Raw genomic sequence first — 24,661 nt, 5'->3', positions numbered from 1 at the left:
CGAATAGTAGAATCACACTCTCGTCCATGGGGCGGATTCCGCGCTATTCGCGGCCCGGGATCGCGGCTGCCCCGTCTTCGTGAACCATCCAGTGCACGAAGCGATGCAGTGGATACATGGCATCATGCGGATTGCCGATCGTGCTCGGACCGGCCTCCCCCAGGTGAACGATGCGCTGCACGCCACCGGCCGCGAGTCGATCACGGAAATCCGGCATCCGGTCGAAGGGATAGAACCCGACGGTCTGCGTTGCCACACCGACATGGCGGATCGCCTCGTCGAGCGAGGGCACCGGGACCACATTGACGGTCTTGCCGATCGGATGGAAATCGACCGGTTCACCGGAGCGGATCACCACACCCGTACCGTCCGTGGCGCCCCATACCCGGAACTCGTCGTCGAGCAGTGCGAGAGTCCGGATCTGCTCTTTCAGCTCCGGATCCAGCGGCCGGTTGTCACCGGATGCGGTAGCGCGCTCGGCGATCCGCCGGTACAGCCGGTCACAGAACCGATCCGCGTTCTCCTCGTCCGCCTCCAGGAACACGAACCGGCTCGCGACGCAGGCGTCCTGGTTCAGCACCATGACATCCTCGGCGGCGAGCCCGGCAGCGCGCTCGAGCGTTTCCTCGGTATCGAAGGCCTGCCGGCCGACCATCGAAATCGACGTTTTCGGGTCGAACGACACCAGCTGCAATCCCGGGCCGAGATATTTGACGACATTGTCGATGGCATCGCCGCCACCCCATGCGACGATCTTGTCGAAATACTGCGGGCGGAAAAGCACACGTTCGACCGCCGCATCCCCGCCCCGCCAGTAGACGGCCGACATCGACCGCACCACCGGATGTTCCGGATCGATATCGGCCATGGCGCGCAGGATGGCCACAGTGGTGAACGGATCGCTGGACGACATCTTGAACAGGTTGACGCCTTTGACCAGCGCCCCCTGGGCGATGGATTTCACCGCCACCCCGGGCGAATTACCGGGAAGCACATGGATCAGCCGGGGCGCGAAGGCCCGGACGAAACTCCTGCGGCCGAGGAAATCCTGTTTGGGGGCCCATCCGTCGAGCGCTTTCGGATCGGGGAAGTTCTGCTCGACGACCGCGTGCAGCACCCGCTTGTCCAGATAGCCGGCCGCACCGGCCACCTGCGCTTCGAGTACGGCACGGGGCAAGGTGTGCGTCGACGACATCCGGTCGATACAGTCGCGCACGAAGGGACTGTGCGGGTCGCGGATCCGCCGTCCGGCCTCGACCAGGAAGTCGACAATATCGTCCAGCGGTACGTCGAGCAGCGGAGGAATCTCGCTGCGCAGCGGTACGGCCCGGTCGAGGTCGATCTCGGGCGTCGTGAAGGATACGCCGAGGTCACGCGATCGATGCAGGGCGGCCGCGCCTTCGACTACCTCGCCGCGAAAGAAGAACGGGGCGGACAGCGCCGCTCCGGCGGTCTGCTGCGATTCGACGGCGGTCATGCGAGTCCCCGTACGTAGGCGTCCGCGGTTCCGGCGCAGCCGATCTTGTCGTCGCCGGCGATATCGGCGTAGCGGACGATGGAATCGGCGATCGAGGCCCCCGCGTTTCCACAGGCGCACGGCCGGAAATCGACGACGATCCGGTCGCCGGTGATGATTCCGCCCCAGCGTCCGTCGAGCGAGAGATCGAAGAAGGCGGCGCGCCCTTCCACTTCGCTCCCGCCGTGTGACATCAGGGTGTCGCCCGCATCGTCGAGTACGAAGGGCACGATCCAGGGTGGGACGTGGTAGCGGTTACCGCCGCGGCACTTCGGCATTCCCGAATTCAGCTCCTGCATGGAGTAGTTCTGGAACTCCCGGCCGGGTGGGATATTGAACGTCTCGTACACGAACTCCCGGTAGTCGGACGGTAATTGCGCCCGTTTGAGGCCACCGCCCACATAGATACAGTTGTCCGGATGGAAATCGGCGGCCGCGAACCCGCGCTTCCGGACCAGCGCGGCGACCTGGTACAGGGTGTTCCACAAGCCCGAGATATAGAGCTTTTCGGTGCGGTGTTCGATCATCGCGTCGGCGCCGGCGATCAGTGCCCGGTCGAGTTCTTCCTGGCGTTGCGCCGATATCCGCTCGTAGGCGGCCAGTTCCTCCGGCCGCGCGGTGCCGTCGGTGATCTTGCGGCGTAACCGCACCTGGCCGGTCATCGCCTCGACCGTGAGCGGCGCTATCGGTAGCCGGAAGCGCTGCTTATCCGGATCACCGTATGCCGCTTGTTGTGCTTCACCGATGATGATGTTCTTGGGCACCATCGCGGTCATCCCGAGCCCCATCATTCGCCGGTCCCGGGCCGGCTGCACACCGGAGCCCCAGGCGAACAGGTTGACGGTATCCCGACGCGACCAGGCCATATCGGCCTCGGATGCGAGCAGCATGGCGGGTTTGCCCGTTGTCCCGCTCGAACAGGACACATAGTGCCCCTCGTCGCGCAGCCGCTCGATCCACAGATCGATGCCGGCGATATCGCCCGTTTCGACCGGGGCGATCGGATGGGAGGAGAGTGTGCCCAGCCATTTGCCGAGCCGGTCCCATCGGTGCTCGGTCAAGAACTTCTCCGGGTAGCTCTTGTAGACCGAATGCGGAAACAACAGCGCGACCGCATCTTCGAACCGTCCGACGTCGGTGATACCTGCCTCGTCCGCACGGTGATTCAGTAATCCGATGCGCTCCCGCCGTTCCTGGAACCGCTCGTTCAGTGCCGCGATCTGGACGTCACGCAATTCGGCGGCGGAATGATCGAACCGGTTCGGATCATCGGCAAGGTCTGTCAGTCGTGCTATGGCCGTAGTCATGGGCCACCCCTTCGAGAATCCCCCCGATATTAATGGCACCTGCCAGGTGTCATTAATGTAACACCCCGGTCGCCACCCGGGGGCCGAATAGGATGAACTGACGTCCGTGGACACGACGAGCAACGAGCGCAATCGGCCCCGGGCAGCCGGGCGCCCGACACAGGAACAAGCCCGTGCGCGACAGCTCGAGCTCCTGGACGCCGCACTGGACCTGTTCCTCGAACACGGCTACGAACAGACCACGGTCGAGATGATCGCCGCCCGGGTCCGGATGGCCAAACGCACCGTCTACGCCCGTTATACCGACAAGGCTGCCCTGTTCCTCGCCGCCACCCGGCGCGCGATCGAAGCGCAGGCCGTGCCGCGAGAAACCTTGGAAAACCTGGACAACGGCGATCTGGCCGAGACGCTGGCAGCGGTCGCGCGACTCCGGATCGATCAGGCCATGACCACCAACGGCCGTCGGCTGCACCGGATCCTCGCCCTGGAAAACCTGCGTTTTCCCGAACTGTTCACCCTCAGCAACACAGTGAACACCGGCCCGGTCGTCACCTTCGTCGCCGAGGTACTCGATCGCGCGGCCGCCGCCGGGCGGATCACCACCACCGATACCGATCTCGCCGCGCGCGCATTCATGAGCATGGTCGTCGGTACACAGGTACGCAGTATCGAGGCCGGCCGCGTCCCGAGCGCCGAACAACTCGACCAGCGGGTGCTTTTCATGGTGCGCCTGCTACTGGACGGCCTGCATCCGCGCTGAACCGCTACCGGCACAGCCGTTCGGACAGCTCCCACAACTCTCGGGCCCGATCGGGGTCGACCGCGTAGTCCGCGACAGCGGGCTCGGCCGCGCAGTTCGCGAAGTACACACCGGCGAGGCCGAGGGGCTCCGGATGTACCGCCGCCCACACCTGAGTCGCCGCACCTTCCTGCGGCGTGAGCACGCCGGAATCGGGGTCGGACCGGCGAGGCGGTCCCGCCCGCTCGACCGGGATCGCGGCAACATCGGCCCGGGTCAGATGCCGGACGAGCCGGGTCGCGACGCGGCCGGGATGCACCGCACAGACCCGGATTCCGTCCGCGCGCAGCCGCCGGTCGAGTTCGACGGCGTGCAGGATATTGGCGGTCTTGGACGCGCCGTAGGCCCGGAACTTGTCGTAGTCCCGTTTCTCCCAGTGCGGATCGGCCAGGTCGACGTCGGCAATCCGGTACCCCTCCGAGGCAAGGTTGACAATTCTGGCGCCCTCGGCCGCACGCAACCGGTCGAGGAGTAAGCGGGTCAACTCGAAGTGGCCGAGATGGTTCGTGCCGAGCTGTAATTCGAAACCGTCGGCGGTGCGGGCGAACGGGGTGAACATCACACCGGCGTTGTTCATGAGCACATCGACGACCGGGGCGAGTTCGGCAATACGTGCGGCGGCAACCCGGACCCCGTCCAGCGACGCCAGATCCAGGACGACGGTGGACAACCGCGCCGAGGGGGTCTCCCGGCGGATATCGGCGGCAGCCTCCTCGGCAGCGCCGGCACGCCGCGCGGTGAGGACGATATGGGCACCGGCGCGGGCGAGGACACGTGCGGACTCCAGGCCGAGACCGGAGGAGGCCCCGGTGATCACACAGGTGCGGCCGGTCAGGTCCGATCCGGAAACGATCTCCTCGGCGGTGGGCCGCGAACCGGGCCCCGCGCGACCGATCGTGGGCGGAATCGTCATCGGCACTCCGATCCAGGTGGGGCAGGGATACATACCGCACCGGCAGAGCGGAACGGCCTCCCGAAATAAATATACTGAGACGGATATTATCACCTCTGCGGGAGGCTAAGCTGCCCGAATGGTGGAGACGAGACGCGGCCGCCCCACACAGGCCGAGGCCAAGAAGCTGAACCAGGCAGTCCGCGAGGCCGCGGTCGCCACATTCCTCGAATCCGGCTACGACGGAGCGACGATGGAGGCCATCGCCCGGAAGGCCGGAATCACGAAACGCTCACTGTACGCGCGCTATCCGGATAAGCGCGCGGCGTTCGCCGATGTCATTCCGTGGGCGCTGTCGAAATACGAATCACCCGAGGATGCTCCCGCCGTCGACGACAAGGACCTCGAAACCGCGCTGGTCGAGATCGGCCGGGTGGCACTCGACCGCGCCCGCGACCCCGAGAATGTCCGGCTGATGCGGATCGCGATGAACGAGTCGGCCCGGTTTCCGGAATTCGCGATCAGCACGGATTCGATGATGTGGTCCGGGCGGCAACGGGCGGTCGTGCGGGTGCTGCGGCGCGGCACCGCCGAGGGTGCGGTCGATGTCGAGGATATCGAGCTGGCCGCCGAACAGTTCCTCGCGATGGTGGAGCTGGTTCCCGGCCGGATGGCCGATTTCGGTCTCTTCCGATCGGCGCAACAAGAGGAACGCCATCTCCGCCACGCCGTCCAGCTGTTTCTCCGCGGTGCGACGCCCCGCTGAGGCGTCGCCCGAAAACGGTCACTCTCCCGCTGCCCGGACCTTATAGTCAAAGTATACGGTTTCGGGTATTTTCGGCGCAGCGTCATCCCCGCCCGGGACCCGGTCGTTCCACACGAGGGAGAACCCATGACTTCGCCCGCCTCGACACTCCCACCGGCCCCGGACAACATGGCACCGGTCGCCGCCCTCGCCTACCTGCACGGCCGGGCACACTGGGGTCTACGTCCGCGGCTGGCCGTGCTGGGGGTCAGCATGGACGATGCGGTGAGCGCCGCGGGCGGCCGGATCTTCGATCTCTCGATGGCCGGCTGGGAGGTCACGGTGATCGCCGGCGACCTCGGCAATCCGCGGCCGGCCCGGATCCTGGGGGCCGACGCACTCGATCTGGGCACCGTACTCGCTCGTCGGCACCGCGGGCTACGACCGCACGCCTTGACGGTTTCGGAGGCGTTGCTGGCGGCCGACGACAGACTGCGCGGCCGAGTTCAGGAGTGCCTCGACCGGGGCACGGTCGAGGTCTCGACCTGGGGGCGGCAGTACACCGCGGAAACCGGCGACCGTACCGAATCCACCACACACCGGCTCAGCCACGCCGCCCGTGTCTTCAAACAACAGGCCCTGCGCGTTGTCCGCGGCGATATCGACACCGTCGCGCCCACCGAAAGTTTCCGCACCCGCACCACATCCAGTGCGCAGGCCCGCTCCTGATGGCCGGTCGGCCGACCTGAAATCGCGAGGTGACCCCATGTCTGCCACCGAATCGTTCATCGACGGCGCTGCCGTGTCCTCCGCCGAGATGTACGACAATATCGACCCCTCGACGTCCCGGTCCCTGGGCCCGGTGGCACGCGGCGGACCGGACGAGGTGGACCGGGCAGTCGGCGCGGCCCGGCGCGCGCTGCGCCACTGGCGCACCACCACACCCGAACACCGATCGGTCGTACTCGGCCGGATCGCCGACGCGATCGATACCCATCATGCGGAACTCGCCCGCTACGAGTGCGAGGACACCGGTAAACCCCTGAGCCAGGCCCGTACGGATGTCACCGTGGCGGCGCGATACTTCCGTTTCTACGCGCACGCCATCGACACCTGTTACGGCCAGACCATCCCACTGAACAGTGAGCTCCACGTCTACACCCGCCGCGAACCACTGGGGGTCACCGGGCATATCGTGGCGTGGAACTATCCGATCCAGCTGATCGCCCGCGCCGCGGCACCCGCGATCGCGGCGGGTAATGCCGTCGTGGCCAAACCCGCCGACGAAACACCCCGCAGCGCCGTAGCACTCGCGCGGCTCGCCGTGGAATGCGGTCTGCCGGCCGGAGTATTCAACGTCGTCACCGGTATCGGCGCCGAGGCCGGTGCCGCTTTGACCGCGCACCCGGGCGTCGATTTCCTCGGCTTCGTGGGGTCCACCCGTATCGGTTCGGAGGTAGCCCGTGCCGCCGCGCAGCGGGTGGTGCCGGCGGTCCTGGAACTCGGTGGCAAATCTCCGCAGATCGTCTTCGCCGACGCCGATCTGGACACCGCGGCGGAATTCGTCGCCAAGGCGATTCTGCAGAACGCCGGGCAGACCTGTTCGGCGGGTTCTCGGCTGCTGGTCGAGGAATCGGTCCACGACGCCCTGGTGGACAAGGTGCTCCAGCAGTTCGCCCGGGTCACCCTGGGGCCCGGTCGCGACGATCCCACGCTGGGGCCACTGATCTCCCGGAAGCAGCAGACGAGGGTCGCCACCATGGTGGCCGGGCTTACTCGGGGAGAAATCCTTTGTGGCGGCGCTGTACCGCTCGATGCCGGCCTGGCCGACGGTGCCTACTTCCCCCCGACGCTCATCGACGGTGTCGATCCGGCGGCCCCCCTCGCGCAGGAAGAGATCTTCGGGCCGGTGCTCACCGTCAATACGTTCGCCGGCGAAGACGAAGCACTCGCCCTGGCCAACGGCACCGAGTACGCCCTGCTGGCGGCGCTGTGGACCCGGGATCTGTCCCGCGCGCACCGGCTGGCGGCCGAGGTCGTGGCCGGCCAGGTCTACGTCAATACCTACGGCGCCGGCGGCGGTGTCGAATTGCCGTTCGGCGGATTCCGGAGATCCGGCTACGGCAGGGAGAAGGGCCTTGCGGCGCTCGACGCGGTCACAGCCACCAAAACCGTGGTGGTGAAACTGTGAGCGCCCCGAATGGTGCGCCCCACGACAGGCAGGAAGTACATCCATGAACGAGGACACCTACGACAAAGGGCGGCGGATTCGTGCCCGGGTGCTCGGCGCGGACTACGTCCGTAAGAACGCCGGCGACGATTTCGCCCAGCCTATGCAGGATCTCGTCACCGAGTACTGCTGGGGAACGGTGTGGGGCCGCGACGGTCTGCCACCGCAGATCCGGTCGATGCTCACTCTCGCGATGCTCTCGGTACTCAACCGGCCGCACGAGTTGCGCACCCACGTCAAGGGGGCACTCAACAACGGTGTGACCCGCGACGAGATCCGTGAGGTACTGCTGCAGGTCGCCGTGTACGCCGGTGTCCCGGCGGGCGTCGACGGCTTCCGGATCGCCCGGGAAGTTTTCGCCGAACTGGACAGCGACGGATGAGCACCACGGATATCGGCCTGATCGGCCTGGGCAATATGGGATTCCAGATGGCCACGCGCCTTCGGGAAACCGGCCATCGGCTCGTGGTGTTCGACGCCCGCCCCGAGCCGATGGACCGGGCGGTCGCGCTCGGCGCCGTGGCCGCGACCTCCCCCGCGGACGTGGCCGACCGCGCCGAAACGGTGCTGACCAGCCTGCCGACACCGGAGGTATCGCTGGCGGTCGCCACCGGCGGCGAGGGCATCATCCATGGTTCCCGGGTACGCCGGGTCGTCGAGCTCTCCACTATCGGCGCGCAGACCGCCCGGCAGCTTTCGGCGCTGCTCGCCGAACGCGGAATCACCTTGCTCGACTGCCCGGTCAGCGGCGGCACCGCCGGGGCCCGCAACGGCACCCTCGCCGTCATGGCTGCCGGACCTGAAGACGAGTTCGGGTCCGCCACACCCGTTCTCGAAGCGCTCGGCCGGCCGTTCCTCGTGGCCACCGAGCCCGGCGCCGGCCAGACGATGAAGCTGGTCAACAATCTGATGGCCGCCGCCACACTGGCCGCGACCGCCGAAGTGATGGTCATGGGCGTGAAGGCCGGCCTGGACCCCACGGTGATGATCGATGTACTCAACGCCGGCTCGGGCGCAACCCACGCCAGCCGCGACAAGTTCCCCCGCTCGGTGCTGCCCCGCACCTTCGACTTCGGCTTCGCCGCGGGGTTGATGACCAAGGACGTCCTGCTCTACCTGCACGAGGCGGCAGAACTCGGCACACCGACCGAACTCGCCGAAGCGGTCGCCCGGCGCTGGGAGGCGACCACGGCCTCCCAAGGATCGGACGCCGATTTCACGACCATTGTGAAACCGCTCGAGTCGGCCGCAGGTGTGATCGTCGACGGACGAGACGACCGCCGCAACCACTGATTCCCGAAACCGCGGGCTCCGCGACTGCTCCGGGCCGGCGGGACACGAATAGTCCTGCCGGAGGATTCGGGCTCAGATTTCGGTCAACGGGAAGTGGCAGGCGGCGTACTGTCCCGGCCGGACCTCGCGGACCTCCGGTTCCTCCTCGGCACATCGGCTCTGGGCGCGCGGGCAGCGGGTCCTGAACCGGCAGCCTTGCGGCGGTGCGAGGGGTGAGGGAATATCGCCGGCCAGCGCCGGACCCGTGAAACCCTCGCCGGGGCCGGCGAGCGGCACCGAATCGAGTAACGCCCTCGTGTACGGGTGCGCCGGGCGGTCGTACACCTCGACCGCATCACCGAATTCACACACCTTGCCGAGGTACATGACCATGACGTTATCGCTGATCGTCCGCACGACACCGAGATCGTGACTGATGAACACCACGGTCAGCTCGTATTCGGCCTTGAGCTCGGATATCAGATTGAGAATCTGCGCCTGCACCGAGACGTCGAGCGCGGACACCGGTTCGTCGCAGATCAGCAGCCGGGGGTCCACCGCCAGGGCCCGCGCTATCGCGACCCGCTGGGCCTGCCCACCGGACAGTTGCCGGGGCAGCGCCCCGGCGAACCGCTCGTCGCCCATCCCGACCTTCGCGAGTACTTCCGCGGAGGTCGCCGCGCGTTCGTCCGCGGGCTTTCCGGCCACGGCCAAGCCCTCGACGACGATATCGCGCACCGGCCGCCGTGGGTTCAGCGAAGCCACCGGATCCTGGAAGATCATCTGCATCTCGGGCCGCAGCGCACGCATCCGGCGACCGTCCGCCTCGTCGATCCGCTCGCCGGCGAAGGTGATCCGGCCCGAGGTCAGGGTGTCCAGCCGGAGCACGGCCCGGCCCGTCGTAGACTTTCCACCCCCGGATTCCCCGACGATTCCGAGGGTTTCGCCGGGCAGGACATCGAAGCTGACCGACGACACCGCCTGCACGGTCCCGCCGTCGGTGTCGTACTCGACCACCAGATCGCGCACACTGAGCAGTGTCGCCTCGCCGCGCAGGTGCGCGGTACCGCTACCCGCCATGGATATCACCACCGGAATCGGAATGGACAGTTACGGAGTCGGGAACAGGATGCGCACACGCCACCAGGTGATCGGCGGAGATCTCGGTCAGCACGGGACCGGGAACCTCGCGGCAGCCCTCGGCGACATGACCGCACCGGGGTGCGAACCGGCAGCCCGGTGGCGGTGCCGACGGATCCGGCAGGCTGCCCTCGATCAGCCGCAGCGGCGTGTATCGCCGGTGTTCGATCGTCGGGGTGGCATCCATCAGGGCCCGGGTATATCGATGCCGGGGCGCGGCGAACACCCGGCGGGTCGCGCCGGATTCGGCAAGCCGCCCCGCGTACATGACCGAGACCCGGTCGGTGCGGCCGGCGACCACCGACAGATCATGACTGATCAGCATCAGCGACATCCCCCGATCGCGCTGCACGCGGCGCAGCAGGTCGAGGATCTGCCGCTGGATCGTCACATCCAGTGCGGTGGTCGGTTCATCGGCGATCAGCAGATCGGGTTCGCAGGCCAGGGCGATCGCGATCATCACTCGCTGCCGCATCCCACCGGACATCTCGTGCGGGTAGTTGCGTAGCCGGCGCTCCGGGTCCGGGACCCCGACCTCCCGGAGAAGTTCTAGGGCGCGAGTTCTGGCTTCGGAACGACCGGTCCCCAGATGTTTGCGCATACCTTCGGTGAGCTGGCGTTCGATGCGCACCACCGGGTTGAGCGACCGTCCGGGGTCCTGGAAGACCATGGCGATCTGCTTTCCCCAGATATCGAGCTTTTCCTTCTTGGAGAGCGCGAGGATGTTGCGGCCGTGGAACAGCACCTCACCGGAACATCCGGCGCGGGGCGGCAACAGTCCCATGATCGCCCGGGCCATCACCGACTTCCCGGATCCCGATTCGCCCACCACGCCCAGCGCCTGCGCCCGGTCCACGTCGAAGGAGACATCGTCCACGGCGCGCACGACACCGCGGTCGGTCCTGATATAGGTGTGCAGATTCCGCACCTGCAGATTCGGTTGAGCACTCATGGTTCTCAGCTCTCCTCGGGCCGTTCCCGCTATTCGACGATCCACAGCTCCTCGGGTCGCACCGACCCGGCGCCGTACATGGTGAGACCCCCGACGTTCTTCGCGGTAGCCGCTCCCGCGACAGTTCGTATGTAGAAGACGGCGGGCATCAGTTCGATCAACCGCTCCTGAACCGTCCGGTAGATCCCGATGCGCTGCTCCACATCCGTCGACGTCCGGCCCGTATCGAGCGCCCGGTTCAGTACCGCATCGTCGATACCGGCGGTGTTCCGGCTCGAGTCGCCGTGGAATGCCGTCCACAGCCGGGGTTCGGGGTCATCGAAGAACGCGCCGCCGGTCATCACGTCGAAATCGTGCGTATAACGCAGTTTGATCAGGTCGATGATGTCGATGACCTTCACTTCGACCTCGATATTGTCGAACGCGCTGAGCTGAGCCTGCACACTTTCCGCCAGCAGCCGGTTCTCCGTCTGCGCGGTCGTGGTGTAAGTGAACTTCACGGGCTTGCCCTCGGCTGCCAGCTCGTCGAACAACCGTTGCGCAGTCTCCGGATCGTGTGTCTGTAAGGGCAGGTCCGGCGCATAGTAGGGAGACGATTCGCGGAACAGAGTCGTCGGGAGTTCCCCGCTTCCGTGGTAGATCGTCAGGTTGAGCGCGTTCACATCGATCGCGGCGGCCACGGCCCGGCGGGCGCGGATATCGTCGAACGGCGCTCGCCGCATATTCATCGACAGATGCTGTCCGCCGTGCAGCGCCGCGACCGCGGTGGGAAAACCTTGATTCTTCAGCTTTTCGATACTTCCCCAGTTCGAGCTGATGATCACGTCCGAACCACCACTGATCAGCGTGTTGTACCCCTGCACGGAATCGCCGGAGGTGCGCAGCTCGATCCGGTCGAGATAGGGCTTCGGCGCGTCCCAGTAGCCCGGGTTCTTCACCAGCTCGATGACATCCTGCCGGGCCCACCGCTCGAGGATGAACGGACCCGCCCCCACAGGGTTGCCGTCGAATGCCGCGCGACCCGCCTCCAACGCCTGCGGCGAGGCGATCCAGTTCATCGAACTTTCTACGATGGTGTAGGCGAAATGCGGTGCCGGGTAGTGCATCGTCACCCGCAGCGTGGTCGGGTTCACGACCTCGGTCGCCGCGATCACCGCCGCATCCTCGCGATAGGTCGAACCGTTCTCCGGGTCGCTGAAGCGGTCCCAGTTGAATTTCACGGCCGCCGCGTCCAGCGCAGTACCGTCGGTGAACCGCAGATCCGGCCGCAACGTCAGGTCGAAGGTGGTACCTCCGTCGTGCGTGGCGAAGCCTGTCGCCATGGTGTATTCGATCTTCCCGCTTTCCGGGTTGTTGACCATCAACGTCCCGAACAGGGCATTGCCGAGCATCGCATTGATCACCCACTGATTTCCCATGGCTACCGGGTCGAGGGTGCGCGGCTCGCTGATCTGGATGATCTGTGCGGTACCGCCGGGCACGGGGTCGCCACCGGGGCCGGTTCCGGTTCCCGCTCCGGTTCCGCCGCAGGCAGCCAGGACGAGAGCCGTGCAGCACACGGCGATCGAACGAAATAGGGATGTTCGCAGCATTTTCGGCCTTTCGGTCAGTCGCGCATCGTGCGATCGAATCGGCCACGCAGGTGATCGCCGGCCTGGTTCAACGCGAAAACGGTGCAGAAGATGACCGCGGCGGGTACGAAAACCAGGTGCGGTGCGCCCGCCAGGCTGTCCTTGCCGTCGGAGATCATTCCGCCCCAGCTCGGTGTCGGGGGCGGGATGCCGAGCCCGAGAAAGCTCAGCGATCCTTCCGCGACGATGAGTGCGGCCATGATGACCGGGAGATATGCCAGCAATGGGGGCAGCACATTGGGCAGGATCTCCTTGCTCAGGATCCGGCCGTGACCGGCACCCATGTTCCGGGCAGCGAGCACGAACTCGCGGGCCGTCCAGGACAGCGTGTTCGCCCGGGCGAGCCTGATGAACGACGGGATGATCACCAGCGACAGACCGGCCATCAGGGTGCGCAGTCCCGGAGTGAAGACCGCGGTCAGCGCCATCAGCAGGATCAGTGGCGGGAACGCCAGCATCGTATCGCTGAGCAACCGGATCCCCGAGTCCGTCCGCTTCTGGAAATAGCCACCCAGCATCCCGATACTCGCCCCGATTGCCGACCCGATGAGGGCCGCGACAGTACCGACCAGCAGCGACACCTGGGCGCCGTAGACGCATCGGGACAGCATCGAGCGCCCCAAGTTGTCGGTGCCCGCCAGGAGATCGAGCGACCCGAGTTGCGGAGGTTGCCGTGGCGGGCCGACCGGGATCGAATACGAAGCCAAGGGAAGCAGGTCGGCGAAAATAGCCGCCGCGATCATCACGCCCAACCAGGTGTAGGACAGGTACACCAGGATCGAGCGAGGTTTCCGCAGCCGGGGAACGTCCGGTTTCCTGGGCGTCTCGGCCCGCTTTTCGGGGGTTGTCTGCACGTCGGCTCGGGTCATACCGTGGCCACCTTCCTGACCCGCGGGTCGATCAGCTCATAGCTGGAATCGACCAGGATGTTGATGACGACGTAGACGATCGCCATGAATGCCACGATGCCTTGCACCATGATGAGATCCCGGGAAACGATCGAGGACGCGAGCAACTGACCCAGACCGGGCAGCGAGAACAGCGTTTCGACGATCACCGTGCCACCGATCAAACGCCCGAGGTTGATACCTGCCAGAGTGATCAACGAGAACGACGACGGACGCAGCGCATGCCGAAACATGACGTACCACTCGTTCATACCTTTGGCCCGGGCCGCCCCGATGAAATCCTCACGCAGAGTGGTGATCAGGTCTGTCCGCAGCAGCCGGTGGAATGCGGCGATCTCCATCAGCGCCATGGCAATGGCCGGCAGCAGGGCGGACTGCAGGTTCAGCCCGACCCCGTCGCCGATACGGTTCCATCCGGCCACCGGGGCCCAGCCGAGTTCGACGGCGAAGAAGTAGATGAGTACCGGGCCCGCGACGAACGCGGGTACGGAGAGGAATACGGAGGACAGCGCGGCAGTCCCACGGTCGACCGGACCGCCGGGCCGCATCGCCGACAACACGGCGAGGAAAACCGAACTGACCAGCGCGATGACGAGTGCCATGGCGGCCAGTTGGAACGTGACCGGCAACCGCTCCGCGATCGCCGTTGTCACTGATTGTCCCGTGAGTGGCGAGGTACCCAGATCCCCTTGGGCGGCGTTCCCGACCCAGTGGAGGTACTGCATCCACACGGGATCGTCGAGGCCGAGCTTGGCGTTGAGCGCCGCAACGGCTTCCGGCGTGGCCGCGTCGCCGAGGATGGCCTGTGCCACGGACCCCGGCGCGAAACTCAGCAGTACCACGACAGCCAGGGTGACCAGGAGAATCACCAGCAAGCCCCGGCCCAATCGCCTCACGATGGAAAACATCATCCACCTTCGCCTTTCCGAAGCGCGCGACCGTTCGGCCGGACACCGCGGGGTGCCTGGCTCGCGTTTCTCGGTCTGATGCGGGCTGACGCGACCTGGCGAGAATTCGATTCTTCTCACAGAGATTTGTGTTCGCGTTCTGGGTAGAATCATATTCTACCCAGGGTCGGGTCGTACGAAAATGACGAAAGTACTTCGAAGCCGCTGGTAACGACGGCTTTTCGACTATGTTTCCGGGCGGTTGGCCGGCGCACGGCACTGGGCGACAGGTACGGGTTGAGCACCGACCGGAACAGCCGATGCTCGGGGTCGTCCATTTCCAGAATGCCGTTGCGCATGGGCATCGGGGTCTCGGCGAACGGAATGGTGATGCCGAGATATCCGCGGCGCTCGTTCATGTAATCGCGATCGTTGGATACGTGCGCGCACCGCGCGAACTCGAACACATGCCGGTGGCCGGCGGGATAGAGCCGGCGGGTCCGGCCCGAGTGTCCTGTGTCCACTGCTGTTTTCCTTTCGAGGGGCGAGAACTGGACCCGTTCACCTGCCTCGTGGTTTCGGTGCGCTGAGTTCGCGTAGCGCCGCCGAGAACAATTCGTCCATCTGCGGGCTCAGACCGGAAAGTGTCGCGGCCTCGGCATATCCGGCGGGCCCGAAGACGCGTTCGAGCGTGTCGGTGGTGGTGGCGGCGCCGATGGTCAGGCAGAGGCTCGCGATCCCCTCGGCGCGGAGTTCGTCGACTGCCTTGCGGGTATCGGCTTCCGCGTAGCGGCTTTCGTAGCCGTGGTCGTATGGCAGGGCGTCGGTGAGAACGAGCAGCAGGCGATACGGTGTGCCCGCTTCGGCATCGAGAATGCGGCCGGCGCCGCGGATACCGGCACCGAGCCTGGTGTAGCCGGAGGGCTCCAGCTGGGCGAGTCGCGCCCGCTCGACGGCCCCGAACCGCCGGCCGAAGGTTTTGATCGCCGGGAGGTGGACGGCGTGGCGGCTGTCGGAGCGGAATGCGTACACGGCGACGCGGTCTCCGAGCTCCTCCAGCGTGGCGGCGAGGGTGGCGGCCGCGCGGCGATGGTGCTCGTGGACGGCGAGTCCTTCGGGATCGGTATCGGTGGCGGAACCTGACGTGTCGAACAGGATGAGAACACCGAGATTACGGGCCGACGTGCGGGTTTCGGCATAGATGTTCTCCGCAGGTGAGTGGCCCGACCGGATATCGACGACCAGATCGAGCAACGCGTCGATATCGAGTTCGTCTCCGTCGGGACGCCGGCGCAGAACCTCGGGGCCCAGGCCGACCCGCGCCAGGCGACGCCGGAGCAGTTCGTCGTGCGGGATGGCGGCGGCGGAGGTATCGGCGCCGGTGGTCAGCGGGAAGTCCAGGACCCGGCACCACTCGGGGCGGTACCGGTTGCCGTGGACGTCCCATTCCGGGTACCACGCTCCGCCTATTCCGTTGACGGCACCGGGTTTTCCGTCGACCACGAAATTGATCGGGGTGGGCAGCGGCCGCGCGTCGCTGCCGGCCGTACGGCCCCGCCGAACGGACCCGGCCCGCATCTGGGCACCGGCATCGCTGTCACCCGAAGCACGCGAGGTGCCGAGCAGTTTCCGCAGCAGATCGGCAAGCTTCTCCGAGTTGACCATGGGGTTTTCGAACAGTTTCAGGATGCGGCTGGTGCCGTTTCCCTCCGGGTCGTTGTCCTCTTCGTTGTCCTCGGGCGCGGGCCGGTCGGGGAGATCGAATGCCAGTCGCAGATCTTTATCGGTCGCCCGGGCGCTCGGTCCGCCGCCCGATTTCAATAATCGTGCGGGTTCGATGACTCCGAACCACTCCGGTGGGCCGGCTATCACCGCCTTACCTCTGGCGAGGGTGAGCGATTCGCCGGCGGTGGCGGTCACCGCTTCCCCGTACGGTGCGAGCGCGGCGGCGAGCGGAACGTGGCGGGCGAGCTCGGTGAGCCCGCGCCTGCCTTCGAGTGCCAGGTAGCGGCGCGCGAGGTGCGGACGTCCCCGCAGCCTCTTGACCACGCGAGGATCCAGGCTTCCCGCCCGGAGCAGAGCGCACTGCGCCACTACTTCACTGCGCTGATGGGCGTGGGAACGGCCCGCGGACACGAAGACGGCGTCGCCGTCGGTATAGGCGGCCTGGCCGGCCGGGGCCGCCGCGATCGCAACGGACCGGCCGGCGAGGAAGGTCGCGAGGAGTCGGAACCGTTCCGGCCCTTGCGCTTCGGTGGCAATCATGACGACGGCAGGACTGCGTCCGCGAGTTCACCGAGGGCTCGGACGATATCCGGATCGTCGGACAGCGCCTGGACGACCGCGGACCGGACGGCGGCGCGCAGATTCAGCCCACCCGACACCAGCGACCCGGCCAGGATCAACATCCTGGTCGAGGACGCTTCGCGCAGCGGTGACCCCTCGAGATTCCGGATAGCGTTACCCAGCGTCACCAGCGCGTTCGCGATCTCCGGAGCGACCCCGGCCTCCCGCGTCACCACCTCCCGCTCGATATCGGGCGGTGGAAAACCGAGTTCGATCGCGACGAATCGCTGGCGGGTCGACTCCTTGATGTTCTTCAGAACACTCTGATACCCGGGGTTGTAGGAGATCACCAGCTGGAAGCCCGGCGCCGCCGGCACCGTGGTGCCGAGCCGGTCGACGGGCAGCTCACGGCGATGATCGGCGAGCGGGTGGATGACCACCGTGGTGTCCTGACGCGCCTCCACGATCTCGTCCAGATAGCAGATACCGCCCTCGCGGACAGCGCGGGTCAAAGGGCCGTCGACCCACACCGTTTCGCCGCCTTTGAGCAGGAACCGGCCCACCAGATCCGCGGAGGTCATATCCTCGTGGCCCGCGACGGTGATCAGCGGGCGGCCGAGTTCGTGCGCCATGGCCTCCACGAAGCGGGTTTTCCCGCATCCGGTGGGGCCTTTCAACAGGACCGGCAATCCCTGGCAGGCAGCCGCGCGGAATACTTCCGCCTCATCCCCGACCGACCGGTAGAACGGTGGCTGCACGCCGGGGCGGCTCACGTCTGTGGCTGTCGCTGTGGTCGGCATATCAATCCTCCGGCTGGAACGGCACGATCTTCGGAACCTCGACTCCGTCCGGGAGGACGAGCTCACCGTCTTTGTTGATGTACCCGGAGTCATTGCGTGGCATAGGCAGATCGGGATGTGGGCAGGGCCTGTCCGTCCCTTCCCCGCAGAGGCCACCGGTGAAGTACGAACGCTCCTGGATATCCTCGGGCCAGGGATCCGCATGCTGGCCGACCCATTGCGCGGGCAGGTTGTAGAACACGAAGAAGATCGCGCTCACGGCGGCGAATATCGCCAGGAAGCGCGTGATCTGCTGCCGGATGACACCACCTCGGACCTGGTCGATCCCCCGCTCCACTATCGTGCGCCCACGATCATCGGTGAAGAAACGCAGGCAGGCCAGGCCTGCTTGCACCGCGCCCCACATCAGGCCCTCGTAGATCGGCCATTGGTAGTAGTGACCCGCGTTGAACGACACCGCTTGGATTGCGCCCGGGAAGGTGTAGAGCCCCAGCGGCAGCAGTATCAAGCCTTCCATGACGAAGTCCAGGACGAAGGTGAACGCGAACGTGACACCGATCAACTGGAGATTGCCGATCCCGGGCCAGCGCGATTTGACCTTCCGCATGAACCAGCACACGCCGATCGTGATGAGCAGTACGCCCCATGCGTAACCCGGGACGTTCATCAGTAGTGGTTCGGCGACCTGGGCGCCCGGCTCCTCCTGCGATACCCAGCCCGGAACGTAGGGCGCCCACGACCCTCTGTTGAACATCCAGGTGTTGTAAGTGCACCACGTGTTCACATAGTTCAGGAACGGGTCCTGGAAGAACATCAGGCCCATGGACGCCAGCAGTATGCCGTCCAGGGTGATCCGGCGCTCGCGCCACCACGGCCTGATGATCCACCAGTAGATGGCGATGGGGAAACCGATCAGGACGCCCGCCGTCCAGATACTGAGGATCGTCTTCATGAGTATCGGCGGATCGTTCGGGCCGGTGGGCACCCGCTCGAAGTAGGGGCCGGTGACCCATCTGGTCCAGACATACACCTGGAGCGCCAAAATCAGCCCGCCGACGGTGGCCCAGATGTAGACACCCTTATTCACCTGCCGTTTCGGGGCGCCCAGGGTTTTCGCGTCACCGAGGGTTTCGGTGATCTCGGGTGTCTTCTCGTTCGACAGTTCGCTCATGCAACTGCCCCTTCTGGATTGCGTTCCGCAGCGCTGACGGGTCGGCTCGCCGACGGCGCGATCCGCGCGATACCACCGGCGCCCAACGGAAGTCGGTCTTCCGCGGCGGTCTGCCTCGTTCCGGCATCCAACCCTCCGCCAAGATACCAATGGGTATCTGGAGTCACAATAGGTATCTGAGATCCATGTTAGGATCGAACGCGTGGTCGAGCGTTGGACGAAAGAACGGCGATTGGAACGCACCCGTGCGCTCCTCCTGGATGCCGCCGAGGAAGTGTTCGCCGAAAAAGGTTTCGCGGCAGCCACCCTCGACGACATCGCCCACGCGGCCGGCTACACGAAAGGCGCCATCTACAAACACTTCTCAGTGAAGGAAGAACTGTTCCTGGCAGTCAGCGACCGATACTGGCGCCGCTACTTCGACAACTTCTCCGAGGTCCTCTCGACCGTCACCGCGGTAGGGCCCCACGAACTCGACCGGGTCGCCGAACGGTGGCGCCGGCTCGGCCGCGACCGCGGCGCCGAACACGCCGCGCTGGGGCACGAGTTCAGCCTCTATCTCCTGCGCAACCCCGAGGCCCGGGCGCGGGTAGCGGCCAAAAGACTGGAAGTGGCCGAAGAGCTCGCCACATTCGTCGCCGAGAACCTCGAACGCGTCGGCGGTAGCCTGACGATCACTCCCCTGGCCTTCGCCCACGTACTCATCGCCACCAGCGATTCCGTGATACTCGGCAGCCAACTCGACGATATCGACCTCTACCGGCCGATCCTCGAAATGTATCTATCCGTCGTCAAACTCCCCTGAGGGCCCCTCCTCGACGGTTCGCATCCTTCATACGAACCCCCATGGCAGCACAGCCTTTCCCGCGGGGCCGGCGTGAAAGAAGGCACCATGAGCGCTCCCGTCCTCGTCACCGGCGCATTCGGCCAGGTCGGCAAACGCGTCACCGAACTCCTGCTGTCCAGGGGACATACGGTGGTGGCCACGGATCTACGCACCGATACCGCCCTGGCCACCGCGGAAAAACTGGCCGCGGCACAACAACCGGGTGCCCTGCGTACACACTTCGCCGATCTGCTCGACCGCGACGCCCTCGAGGTACTCGTCGGCGACCACCGCCCCGGCACGATCATCCATCTGGCCGCGATGTTCTCCCCGCAGTCCTATCGCAATCCCCGCTTGGCCCGGCAGATCAACGTCGGCGGCACCGATAACCTGGTACACGCCGGTCGGCAGCTACCGGCCGCACCAATGCTGCTGTTCGCTTCCAGCGCCGCGGTCTACGGTTCCCGCAATCCGCATCGTCATCCCGAACGCATCACCGCGCAAACACCGGTGGCCCCGATCGACCAGTACGGCGAGGACAAGGTATTGGCCGAGGGCGTCATCGCCCGCAGCGGTCTGCCCCATGCATTCCTGCGGCTGGGCGGTGTGCTGTCCCCCGATGCCACCGCCGGTATCAACGCGGATCATCTCGTACTCATCCGCGCGACCCCCGGCGACAACAGGCTGCACGGCGTCGATGCCCGCGACGTCGCACTGGCCTTCGCCAATGCTGCCGACCGCCGCGCAAGCATCGACGGCAAGGTGCTGCTCATCGCCGGTAACGACAGCTATGTCCACACCCACCGCGATGTCGAGGATTCCATGTTCGAAGCCATGGGCATCGGCCGGCTCGGACCGTCGGCAAGCTTGCCCGGCGACCCCGGCGACGACCGCGGATGGGCATTCACCGGCTGGTTCGACACCACGGAATCACAAGCGCTGCTGGAGTTCCAACAGCACGACTGGCCGGAGACGGTCGCCTGGGTCGCCGAATCCCAACCGCGCTTCCTGCGCGCCGCCCTCCGGACAACCGGCCCCCTCCTGCGGCCGACCATCCGCACAGCCCTGGCCCTGCAGCGGCGCCTCGAACACCGCGGCCCCTACGCCGAACCCTGGTCCCTGATCGCGTCCCGATACGGCCCCCAAGCCCTTGCCCGAGGTAACGGATAAATCCACCGCTGGCCGGGAGCCGTCGAATTGCCGGTCAGGCCACGGTGATGACCGCCGTATACAGCTCGAGGACCGGCCGGTACAGATCGGTGTCGTTCAGTTCGGCGGCCAGCATGATGCTGTCGCTGGTGGCGATCAGTATCTGCGCGAAGACGGATGCCGGCATCGCGAGGGTGGCACCGAGCTTGCCGAGGCTTTCGACGATGAAGGCCGTGAGCTCGTCGTGGACCCGCTGCTGCTGCGGCACCACGCGGGCGCGGGCCTCGGGGTTCCGGAGCAGGTAGAGGGTGAATTCGTAGCCGAGCGCGGCCTGCTGGGTGCCGCCGTTCTCGGCGAGGCGTCGCCAGCGTCCCGCGATCTCGGCGAGTTCTGCCTCGCCGATTTCGGTGACCGCGGCCAGCAGCTCGGTGAAGGTGTCGAAGAAACGCCGCCGATACCGTTGGTGCACGGCCAGGAACAAGTCTTCCTTCGCCTTGAAGTGCACGTAGATCGCGCCACGCGTGTAGCCGGCGGCAGCCGCTATGTCATCGAGGCTCGCCGCACCGAAACCCTTGTCGGCGAAAACCTCCTGCGCCGCGTCCACGAGCAGGGTACGGGTGTGCTCGGTGCGTCGTTCCCGAGTCCAGCGCTCCACCATCGCACCATCCTGCCAAAGCGAAAAGTCGCATACGGCTGACAATTTCACATACGAACACGTATGTTGATTACGAGTCCGTATCCCAGATGCGGACCGGCACCTACGGTGTCGGACCGGCCGCGTCGCCGAAGGTGCCCACCGAGCCACTGGCGTGAACCGATGCTCTTGGGGGTGTATCTCCCGGAGAGGAGCGACGGCCATGACCGTCCCCGCAACCAGCGAAGTCTTCTTCGATCCTTACGACACGGGTCTCATCGCCGACCCGTACCCGATGTTCGCCCGGCTCCGCGAAGAGAAACCGCTGTACTACAACGAACAACACGACTTCTACGCGCTGAGCCGGTATTCCGATGTCAACAGCTGCCTCGCCGACACCACCACCTACAGCTCCGGCCGCGGCAACGTCCTGGAACTGATCAAGGCGGGTATCGAGATCCCGCCGGGCCTGCTGGTGATGGAGGACCCGCCCCGCCACGATATCCATCGCCGGCTCGTGGCCCGGATGTTCACACCCCGCACGATCAGCCGGCTGGAACCGATGGTGCGCGAATTCTGCGCCCGCAGCCTCGATCCCCTCGTCGGCGGCGCCGGATTCGATTTCATCGCCGACCTCGGCGCCCCCATGCCCATGCGGGTGATCTGCATGCTCCTGGGTATCCCCGAAGAAATCCAGGAGGCGGTCCGGGACCACTCCAATTCCCAGGTGTCCACCGAAGACGGCCGCCCCATGACGGCAGCCGCGGACGGATTGGACGACGGCCGGATCTTCGCCGAATACATCGACTGGCGCGAAAAGCATCCCTCCGACGACATCGTGACCGAATTGCTCAATGTCGAATTCGAGGACGAAACGGGTACCTTACGGCGGCTCACCCGCGACGAACTGCTGATGTATGTGAACGTGGTGGCCGGCGCCGGCAACGAGACCACGACACGGCTGATCGGCTGGGCGGGCAAGGTCCTCGCCGAACACCCCGATCAACGCCGCGAACTCGCCGAGGATCCTGGACTGATCCCCCGGGCCATCGAGGAACTACTCCGTCTCGAACCACCGGCGCCCCATGCCGCACGCTACGTCACCCGCGATATCGAACACTACGGCCACCGCGTACCCGCGGGCAGCGTCATGATGCTTCTCATCGGAGCAGCCAACCACGACCACCGCCGATTCCCGCCCGACGCCGACCTTTTCGAAATCCACCGCCCGCCGCAACCCCATCTCGGATTCGGGATCGGCGCACATTTCTGCCTCGGCGCCGCCCTGGCCCGCCTCGAAGGACGTATCGCCCTCGAAGAGGTGCTACGACGCTTCCCGGAATGGGACGTCGACCTCACCGCGGCCCGGATGTCGACGACCTCGACTGTCCGCGGGTGGGACACCATGCCCGCGGTCCTACTCTGACCGGTCCCCGGACACACAGCGGACGCACGGTCGTCCGCAACGATCGAAGGGGAAATATCGCTGTGCACGATCTCGAAGACCGGGGGTACATCGTCACCGGCGCAGCACGCGTATCGGCCCGGGGCGCCACCATTGCCGGCCTGCTGTCCGATGACACCAGCCATGTCACCGGACAGATCCTCGCCGTCGGCGGCGGCATGGTGATCCGCTGACTCAGTCGATGGTGCAGCCCTGGATCGGTGTGCCGGCCAAACGGTCCAGCAGGTAAGTGATCGCGTTGTCGGGCCCGAACCCGTCGATCATCTCGGGGCCGAAATGATTGGGGATGGTGGTTCCGGGCAGCAGCGGTGGCAGCTCGTTCGTCCGGAATTCGACCGTCGCCCCCTTGGCGCACCAGTCGTCGGCGAGCTGCCGGGCCTGGTTGTACGGGACGGTGTCGTCGTTACGTCCGCTGGTGATCAGCACCGGTGTGGCCGGCGTCAGGGTGCCCACCCGGAGGTCGGCCAAGGCCGGGGCGGCTTCCGGGATCGCCTGCAGGTGGGCACTGAGCGGTTGCCCATCGCGCGTGAGAGAACTGGTCTTCAGGAACGGGTAGCGGGTGATGATGTCGCCGATACAGGCGTCGCTCAGCGCTGCCAGGGTGTCGCGGCCGTACTGGCTGGTCACCCGGTCGACCGCTTTTTCCAGGTCGGGATAGCGCGCCAGCATCCCGTTGACGGCGAATCCGATCGCCCCGCCGATGAGGGCCCCGTCGATCCGCTCCAGGATCGCGGCCAGATCCGCCACCGGGCCACCCGCCCAGGTGCCCTTCAGATTCAACTCGGGCGCGTAATCGGGCTGCATCTCCGCCGCCGCCGCGACGGCCCCGCCGCCCTGGGAGTAACCCCAGAACACCAGAGGCGTATCGGGACCGGTGCCGGCCAGATTGTTGGCCGCCCGCGCTCCGTCGAGGACGGCATGCGCCTCCTCGATCCGGTTCGCATAGGTATGGATACCCGGGGTGCCCAGCCCGATGTAGTCGGTTACCAATACGCGCGCGCCGAGGCGACTCCACACCGCCGACGACGGCAGCTCCTGATTCGCCGACAAGGACGGCGAGGGATCGGTGGTGATCGTGATCCCCGTCGAGAAGGCCTTCGACATCGCGCACCGGTCGCCCTGACCCGACGTACCGGGTCCGATCACGACAGTCGGCCGCGGACCGGCTCCCAGCCACGGACCCGCCGCATCGATATAGGTCCCGGTGACCGCGACCGGCGAGCCGTCCTGCAACCGAGTGGTGTACATGATGTGTTCCGCCTTGCCCGGCCACCCCTGCTCGGAGGGCAGCGTGGCCAGCAGCGACATCGGCTGCGTCCGGATCACCGTGCCGGGCTCGGCCGGGATCTGCGCGGGCGGACTGTAGAAGTCGCCGGGCGCGGCCGCGGCCTCGGGTTGCCGGGTCGCCACCACTGCCACCGCGGCGGCGCAGGCGACGGCCACCACGGCCGCAGTGACCCGAACGCCCCGTGGCAGCACTCTCCGCCGGGTACTCCGCCCATGCCGGTCCATAGATGCCTCTCCATAACTCTTCCCCAGGCCCCCTGCCGGAGTGGCCCGGGCCGCACGGCCGCGCCCCGATGAAGCACGTCACAGCTGCGACTTACCGGACAGTAACATAGTTACCCAGGCTGTCCATACGGCCATTCGGGCACCGAGTCCGCACCGGCCCCTGCGGACACCGGCTCGACGCCCAGGGCATCGAGGCAACGCAACCGATCCTGACGCGCTGATCGGACGCTTCGCCGACCACACCCCCGAGATCATCCGGAATCCTGTCATCCGCAACCGCGGAGTCGATCGCCTCACCCGCGACAACGGCGCCGATGCAGCCGCCGTATCCGGTGGGGAAAACCGGCAATCCGGCCCCGACTCGGCGGTAATCACCTCGCTCGCAGCACCTTTCCGGACCACTAACCGACCCGGCGGTGCCGAGCAACGGTGACTACGCAGCGCTCGGCGACGATCGACCGGTATGCCGAATCCATGGCCGGCAGACGCCGGGGTGCTCCCGGCGACGCCGTTGCGGGCCGGGTAGCGAGCCGGCTTCT

At 66.3% G+C, this 24,661-nt stretch carries 23 protein-coding genes and 1 pseudogene; 10 read left to right on the top strand and 14 right to left on the bottom strand.

Annotation, left to right across the window (positions count from 1 at the left end):
• Window positions 1-43: 43 nt before the first annotated feature.
• Window positions 44-1,477: an acyl-CoA reductase gene (locus tag ACFWPH_RS20845; RefSeq protein WP_378753359.1), complete on the bottom strand. Its 1,434-nt coding sequence runs from the start codon at window positions 1,475-1,477 to the stop codon at window positions 44-46.
• Complete coding sequence (locus tag ACFWPH_RS20840; protein WP_378753357.1) at window positions 1,474-2,823, bottom strand: hypothetical protein; 1,350 nt, start codon at window positions 2,821-2,823, stop codon at window positions 1,474-1,476. Before ACFWPH_RS20840 ends, ACFWPH_RS20845 begins: the two co-directional genes overlap by 4 nt.
• A gap of 106 nt (window positions 2,824-2,929) precedes the next feature.
• On the opposite strand from ACFWPH_RS20840, the gene ACFWPH_RS20835 reads away from it, so the two are divergent.
• Window positions 2,930-3,583 (top strand): TetR/AcrR family transcriptional regulator, encoded by a 654-nt coding sequence (locus ACFWPH_RS20835; RefSeq protein WP_378753355.1) that lies wholly within the window; start codon window positions 2,930-2,932, stop codon window positions 3,581-3,583.
• Window positions 3,584-3,587: 4 nt separating this feature from the next.
• Here the strand turns inward: ACFWPH_RS20835 and ACFWPH_RS20830 are convergent, their stop codons facing one another.
• Window positions 3,588-4,535 carry an SDR family NAD(P)-dependent oxidoreductase gene (locus ACFWPH_RS20830; RefSeq protein ID WP_378753353.1) on the bottom strand — a complete coding sequence of 316 codons (948 nt, stop codon included), beginning with the start codon at window positions 4,533-4,535 and terminating at the stop codon, window positions 3,588-3,590.
• A gap of 118 nt (window positions 4,536-4,653) precedes the next feature.
• On the opposite strand from ACFWPH_RS20830, the gene ACFWPH_RS20825 reads away from it, so the two are divergent.
• From ACFWPH_RS20825 to ACFWPH_RS20805, 5 genes are all read left to right on the top strand, one after another.
• The gene (locus ACFWPH_RS20825; protein WP_378753351.1) at window positions 4,654-5,280 is read left to right on the top strand and encodes a TetR/AcrR family transcriptional regulator; all 627 of its coding nucleotides are present in this window, start codon (window positions 4,654-4,656) and stop codon (window positions 5,278-5,280) included.
• Between the two features lie 126 nt (window positions 5,281-5,406).
• Window positions 5,407-5,988, top strand: a complete 582-nt coding sequence (locus ACFWPH_RS20820; RefSeq protein WP_378753349.1) for a hypothetical protein — start codon at window positions 5,407-5,409, stop codon at window positions 5,986-5,988.
• A 37-nt stretch (window positions 5,989-6,025) separates the two neighbouring features.
• Window positions 6,026-7,450, top strand: a complete 1,425-nt coding sequence (locus ACFWPH_RS20815) for an aldehyde dehydrogenase family protein (RefSeq protein ID WP_378753347.1) — start codon at window positions 6,026-6,028, stop codon at window positions 7,448-7,450.
• 43 nt (window positions 7,451-7,493) lie between these two features.
• Window positions 7,494-7,871 (top strand): carboxymuconolactone decarboxylase family protein, encoded by a 378-nt coding sequence (locus ACFWPH_RS20810; RefSeq protein WP_378753345.1) that lies wholly within the window; start codon window positions 7,494-7,496, stop codon window positions 7,869-7,871.
• Entirely contained in the window at window positions 7,868-8,782 is a 915-nt protein-coding gene (locus ACFWPH_RS20805; RefSeq protein ID WP_378753343.1) for an NAD(P)-dependent oxidoreductase, read from the top strand. Before ACFWPH_RS20810 ends, ACFWPH_RS20805 begins: the two co-directional genes overlap by 4 nt.
• A 72-nt stretch (window positions 8,783-8,854) precedes the next feature.
• On the opposite strand, the gene ACFWPH_RS20800 is transcribed toward ACFWPH_RS20805, so the two are convergent.
• From ACFWPH_RS20800 to ACFWPH_RS20760, 9 genes and pseudogenes are all read right to left on the bottom strand, one after another.
• The gene (locus ACFWPH_RS20800; protein ID WP_378753341.1) at window positions 8,855-9,841 is read right to left on the bottom strand and encodes an ABC transporter ATP-binding protein; all 987 of its coding nucleotides are present in this window, start codon (window positions 9,839-9,841) and stop codon (window positions 8,855-8,857) included.
• Window positions 9,831-10,853 carry an ABC transporter ATP-binding protein gene (locus ACFWPH_RS20795; protein WP_378753339.1) on the bottom strand — a complete coding sequence of 341 codons (1,023 nt, stop codon included), beginning with the start codon at window positions 10,851-10,853 and terminating at the stop codon, window positions 9,831-9,833. Before ACFWPH_RS20795 ends, ACFWPH_RS20800 begins: the two co-directional genes overlap by 11 nt.
• A gap of 29 nt (window positions 10,854-10,882) precedes the next feature.
• The gene (locus ACFWPH_RS20790; protein ID WP_378753337.1) at window positions 10,883-12,334 is read right to left on the bottom strand and encodes an ABC transporter substrate-binding protein; all 1,452 of its coding nucleotides are present in this window, start codon (window positions 12,332-12,334) and stop codon (window positions 10,883-10,885) included.
• A 125-nt stretch (window positions 12,335-12,459) separates the two neighbouring features.
• Window positions 12,460-13,353 carry an ABC transporter permease gene (locus ACFWPH_RS20785; protein ID WP_378753335.1) on the bottom strand — a complete coding sequence of 298 codons (894 nt, stop codon included), beginning with the start codon at window positions 13,351-13,353 and terminating at the stop codon, window positions 12,460-12,462.
• Window positions 13,350-14,300, bottom strand: a complete 951-nt coding sequence (locus ACFWPH_RS20780) for an ABC transporter permease (RefSeq protein ID WP_378753333.1) — start codon at window positions 14,298-14,300, stop codon at window positions 13,350-13,352. Before ACFWPH_RS20780 ends, ACFWPH_RS20785 begins: the two co-directional genes overlap by 4 nt.
• 245 nt (window positions 14,301-14,545) lie before the next feature.
• Window positions 14,546-14,803, bottom strand: a pseudogene (locus ACFWPH_RS20775) (hypothetical protein); the annotation flags it as partial.
• Window positions 14,804-14,840: 37 nt separating this feature from the next.
• A complete protein-coding gene (locus ACFWPH_RS20770) occupies window positions 14,841-16,544 on the bottom strand; it encodes a nitric oxide reductase activation protein NorD (RefSeq protein WP_378753331.1) in 1,704 nt (567 codons plus the stop codon).
• Entirely contained in the window at window positions 16,541-17,365 is an 825-nt protein-coding gene (locus ACFWPH_RS20765; RefSeq protein ID WP_378753329.1) for a CbbQ/NirQ/NorQ/GpvN family protein, read from the bottom strand. The genes ACFWPH_RS20770 and ACFWPH_RS20765 overlap by 4 nt, the downstream gene beginning before the upstream one ends.
• A 1-nt stretch (window position 17,366) precedes the next feature.
• A complete protein-coding gene (locus ACFWPH_RS20760; RefSeq protein ID WP_378753327.1) occupies window positions 17,367-18,536 on the bottom strand; it encodes a spirocyclase AveC family protein in 1,170 nt (389 codons plus the stop codon).
• A 202-nt stretch (window positions 18,537-18,738) separates the two neighbouring features.
• On the opposite strand from ACFWPH_RS20760, the gene ACFWPH_RS20755 reads away from it, so the two are divergent.
• Entirely contained in the window at window positions 18,739-19,341 is a 603-nt protein-coding gene (locus ACFWPH_RS20755; RefSeq protein ID WP_378753325.1) for a TetR/AcrR family transcriptional regulator, read from the top strand.
• An 87-nt stretch (window positions 19,342-19,428) separates the two neighbouring features.
• Window positions 19,429-20,532: an NAD-dependent epimerase/dehydratase family protein gene (locus ACFWPH_RS20750; protein WP_378753323.1), complete on the top strand. Its 1,104-nt coding sequence runs from the start codon at window positions 19,429-19,431 to the stop codon at window positions 20,530-20,532.
• A gap of 34 nt (window positions 20,533-20,566) precedes the next feature.
• On the opposite strand, the gene ACFWPH_RS20745 is transcribed toward ACFWPH_RS20750, so the two are convergent.
• Window positions 20,567-21,169 carry a TetR/AcrR family transcriptional regulator gene (locus ACFWPH_RS20745; protein WP_378753321.1) on the bottom strand — a complete coding sequence of 201 codons (603 nt, stop codon included), beginning with the start codon at window positions 21,167-21,169 and terminating at the stop codon, window positions 20,567-20,569.
• 199 nt (window positions 21,170-21,368) lie between these two features.
• Here ACFWPH_RS20745 and ACFWPH_RS20740 point away from each other — a divergent pair, with 199 nt between their 5' ends.
• Both ACFWPH_RS20740 and ACFWPH_RS20735 read left to right on the top strand, forming a co-directional pair.
• On the top strand, window positions 21,369-22,571 hold the full coding sequence (locus ACFWPH_RS20740) for a cytochrome P450 (RefSeq protein WP_378753319.1): 1,203 nt from the start codon (window positions 21,369-21,371) through the stop codon (window positions 22,569-22,571).
• Between the two features lie 62 nt (window positions 22,572-22,633).
• Complete coding sequence (locus ACFWPH_RS20735; protein WP_378753318.1) at window positions 22,634-22,783, top strand: hypothetical protein; 150 nt, start codon at window positions 22,634-22,636, stop codon at window positions 22,781-22,783.
• 1 nt (window position 22,784) lies between these two features.
• On the opposite strand, the gene ACFWPH_RS20730 is transcribed toward ACFWPH_RS20735, so the two are convergent.
• Complete coding sequence (locus tag ACFWPH_RS20730; RefSeq protein WP_378753316.1) at window positions 22,785-24,122, bottom strand: lipase family protein; 1,338 nt, start codon at window positions 24,120-24,122, stop codon at window positions 22,785-22,787.
• Window positions 24,123-24,661: the final 539 nt, after the last annotated feature.

It is taken from the genome of Nocardia sp. NPDC058499 (assembly GCF_042719915.1).
GTDB lineage: Bacteria > Actinomycetota > Actinomycetes > Mycobacteriales > Mycobacteriaceae > Nocardia.
This window is presented reverse-complemented; position numbering and strand designations above follow the sequence as displayed.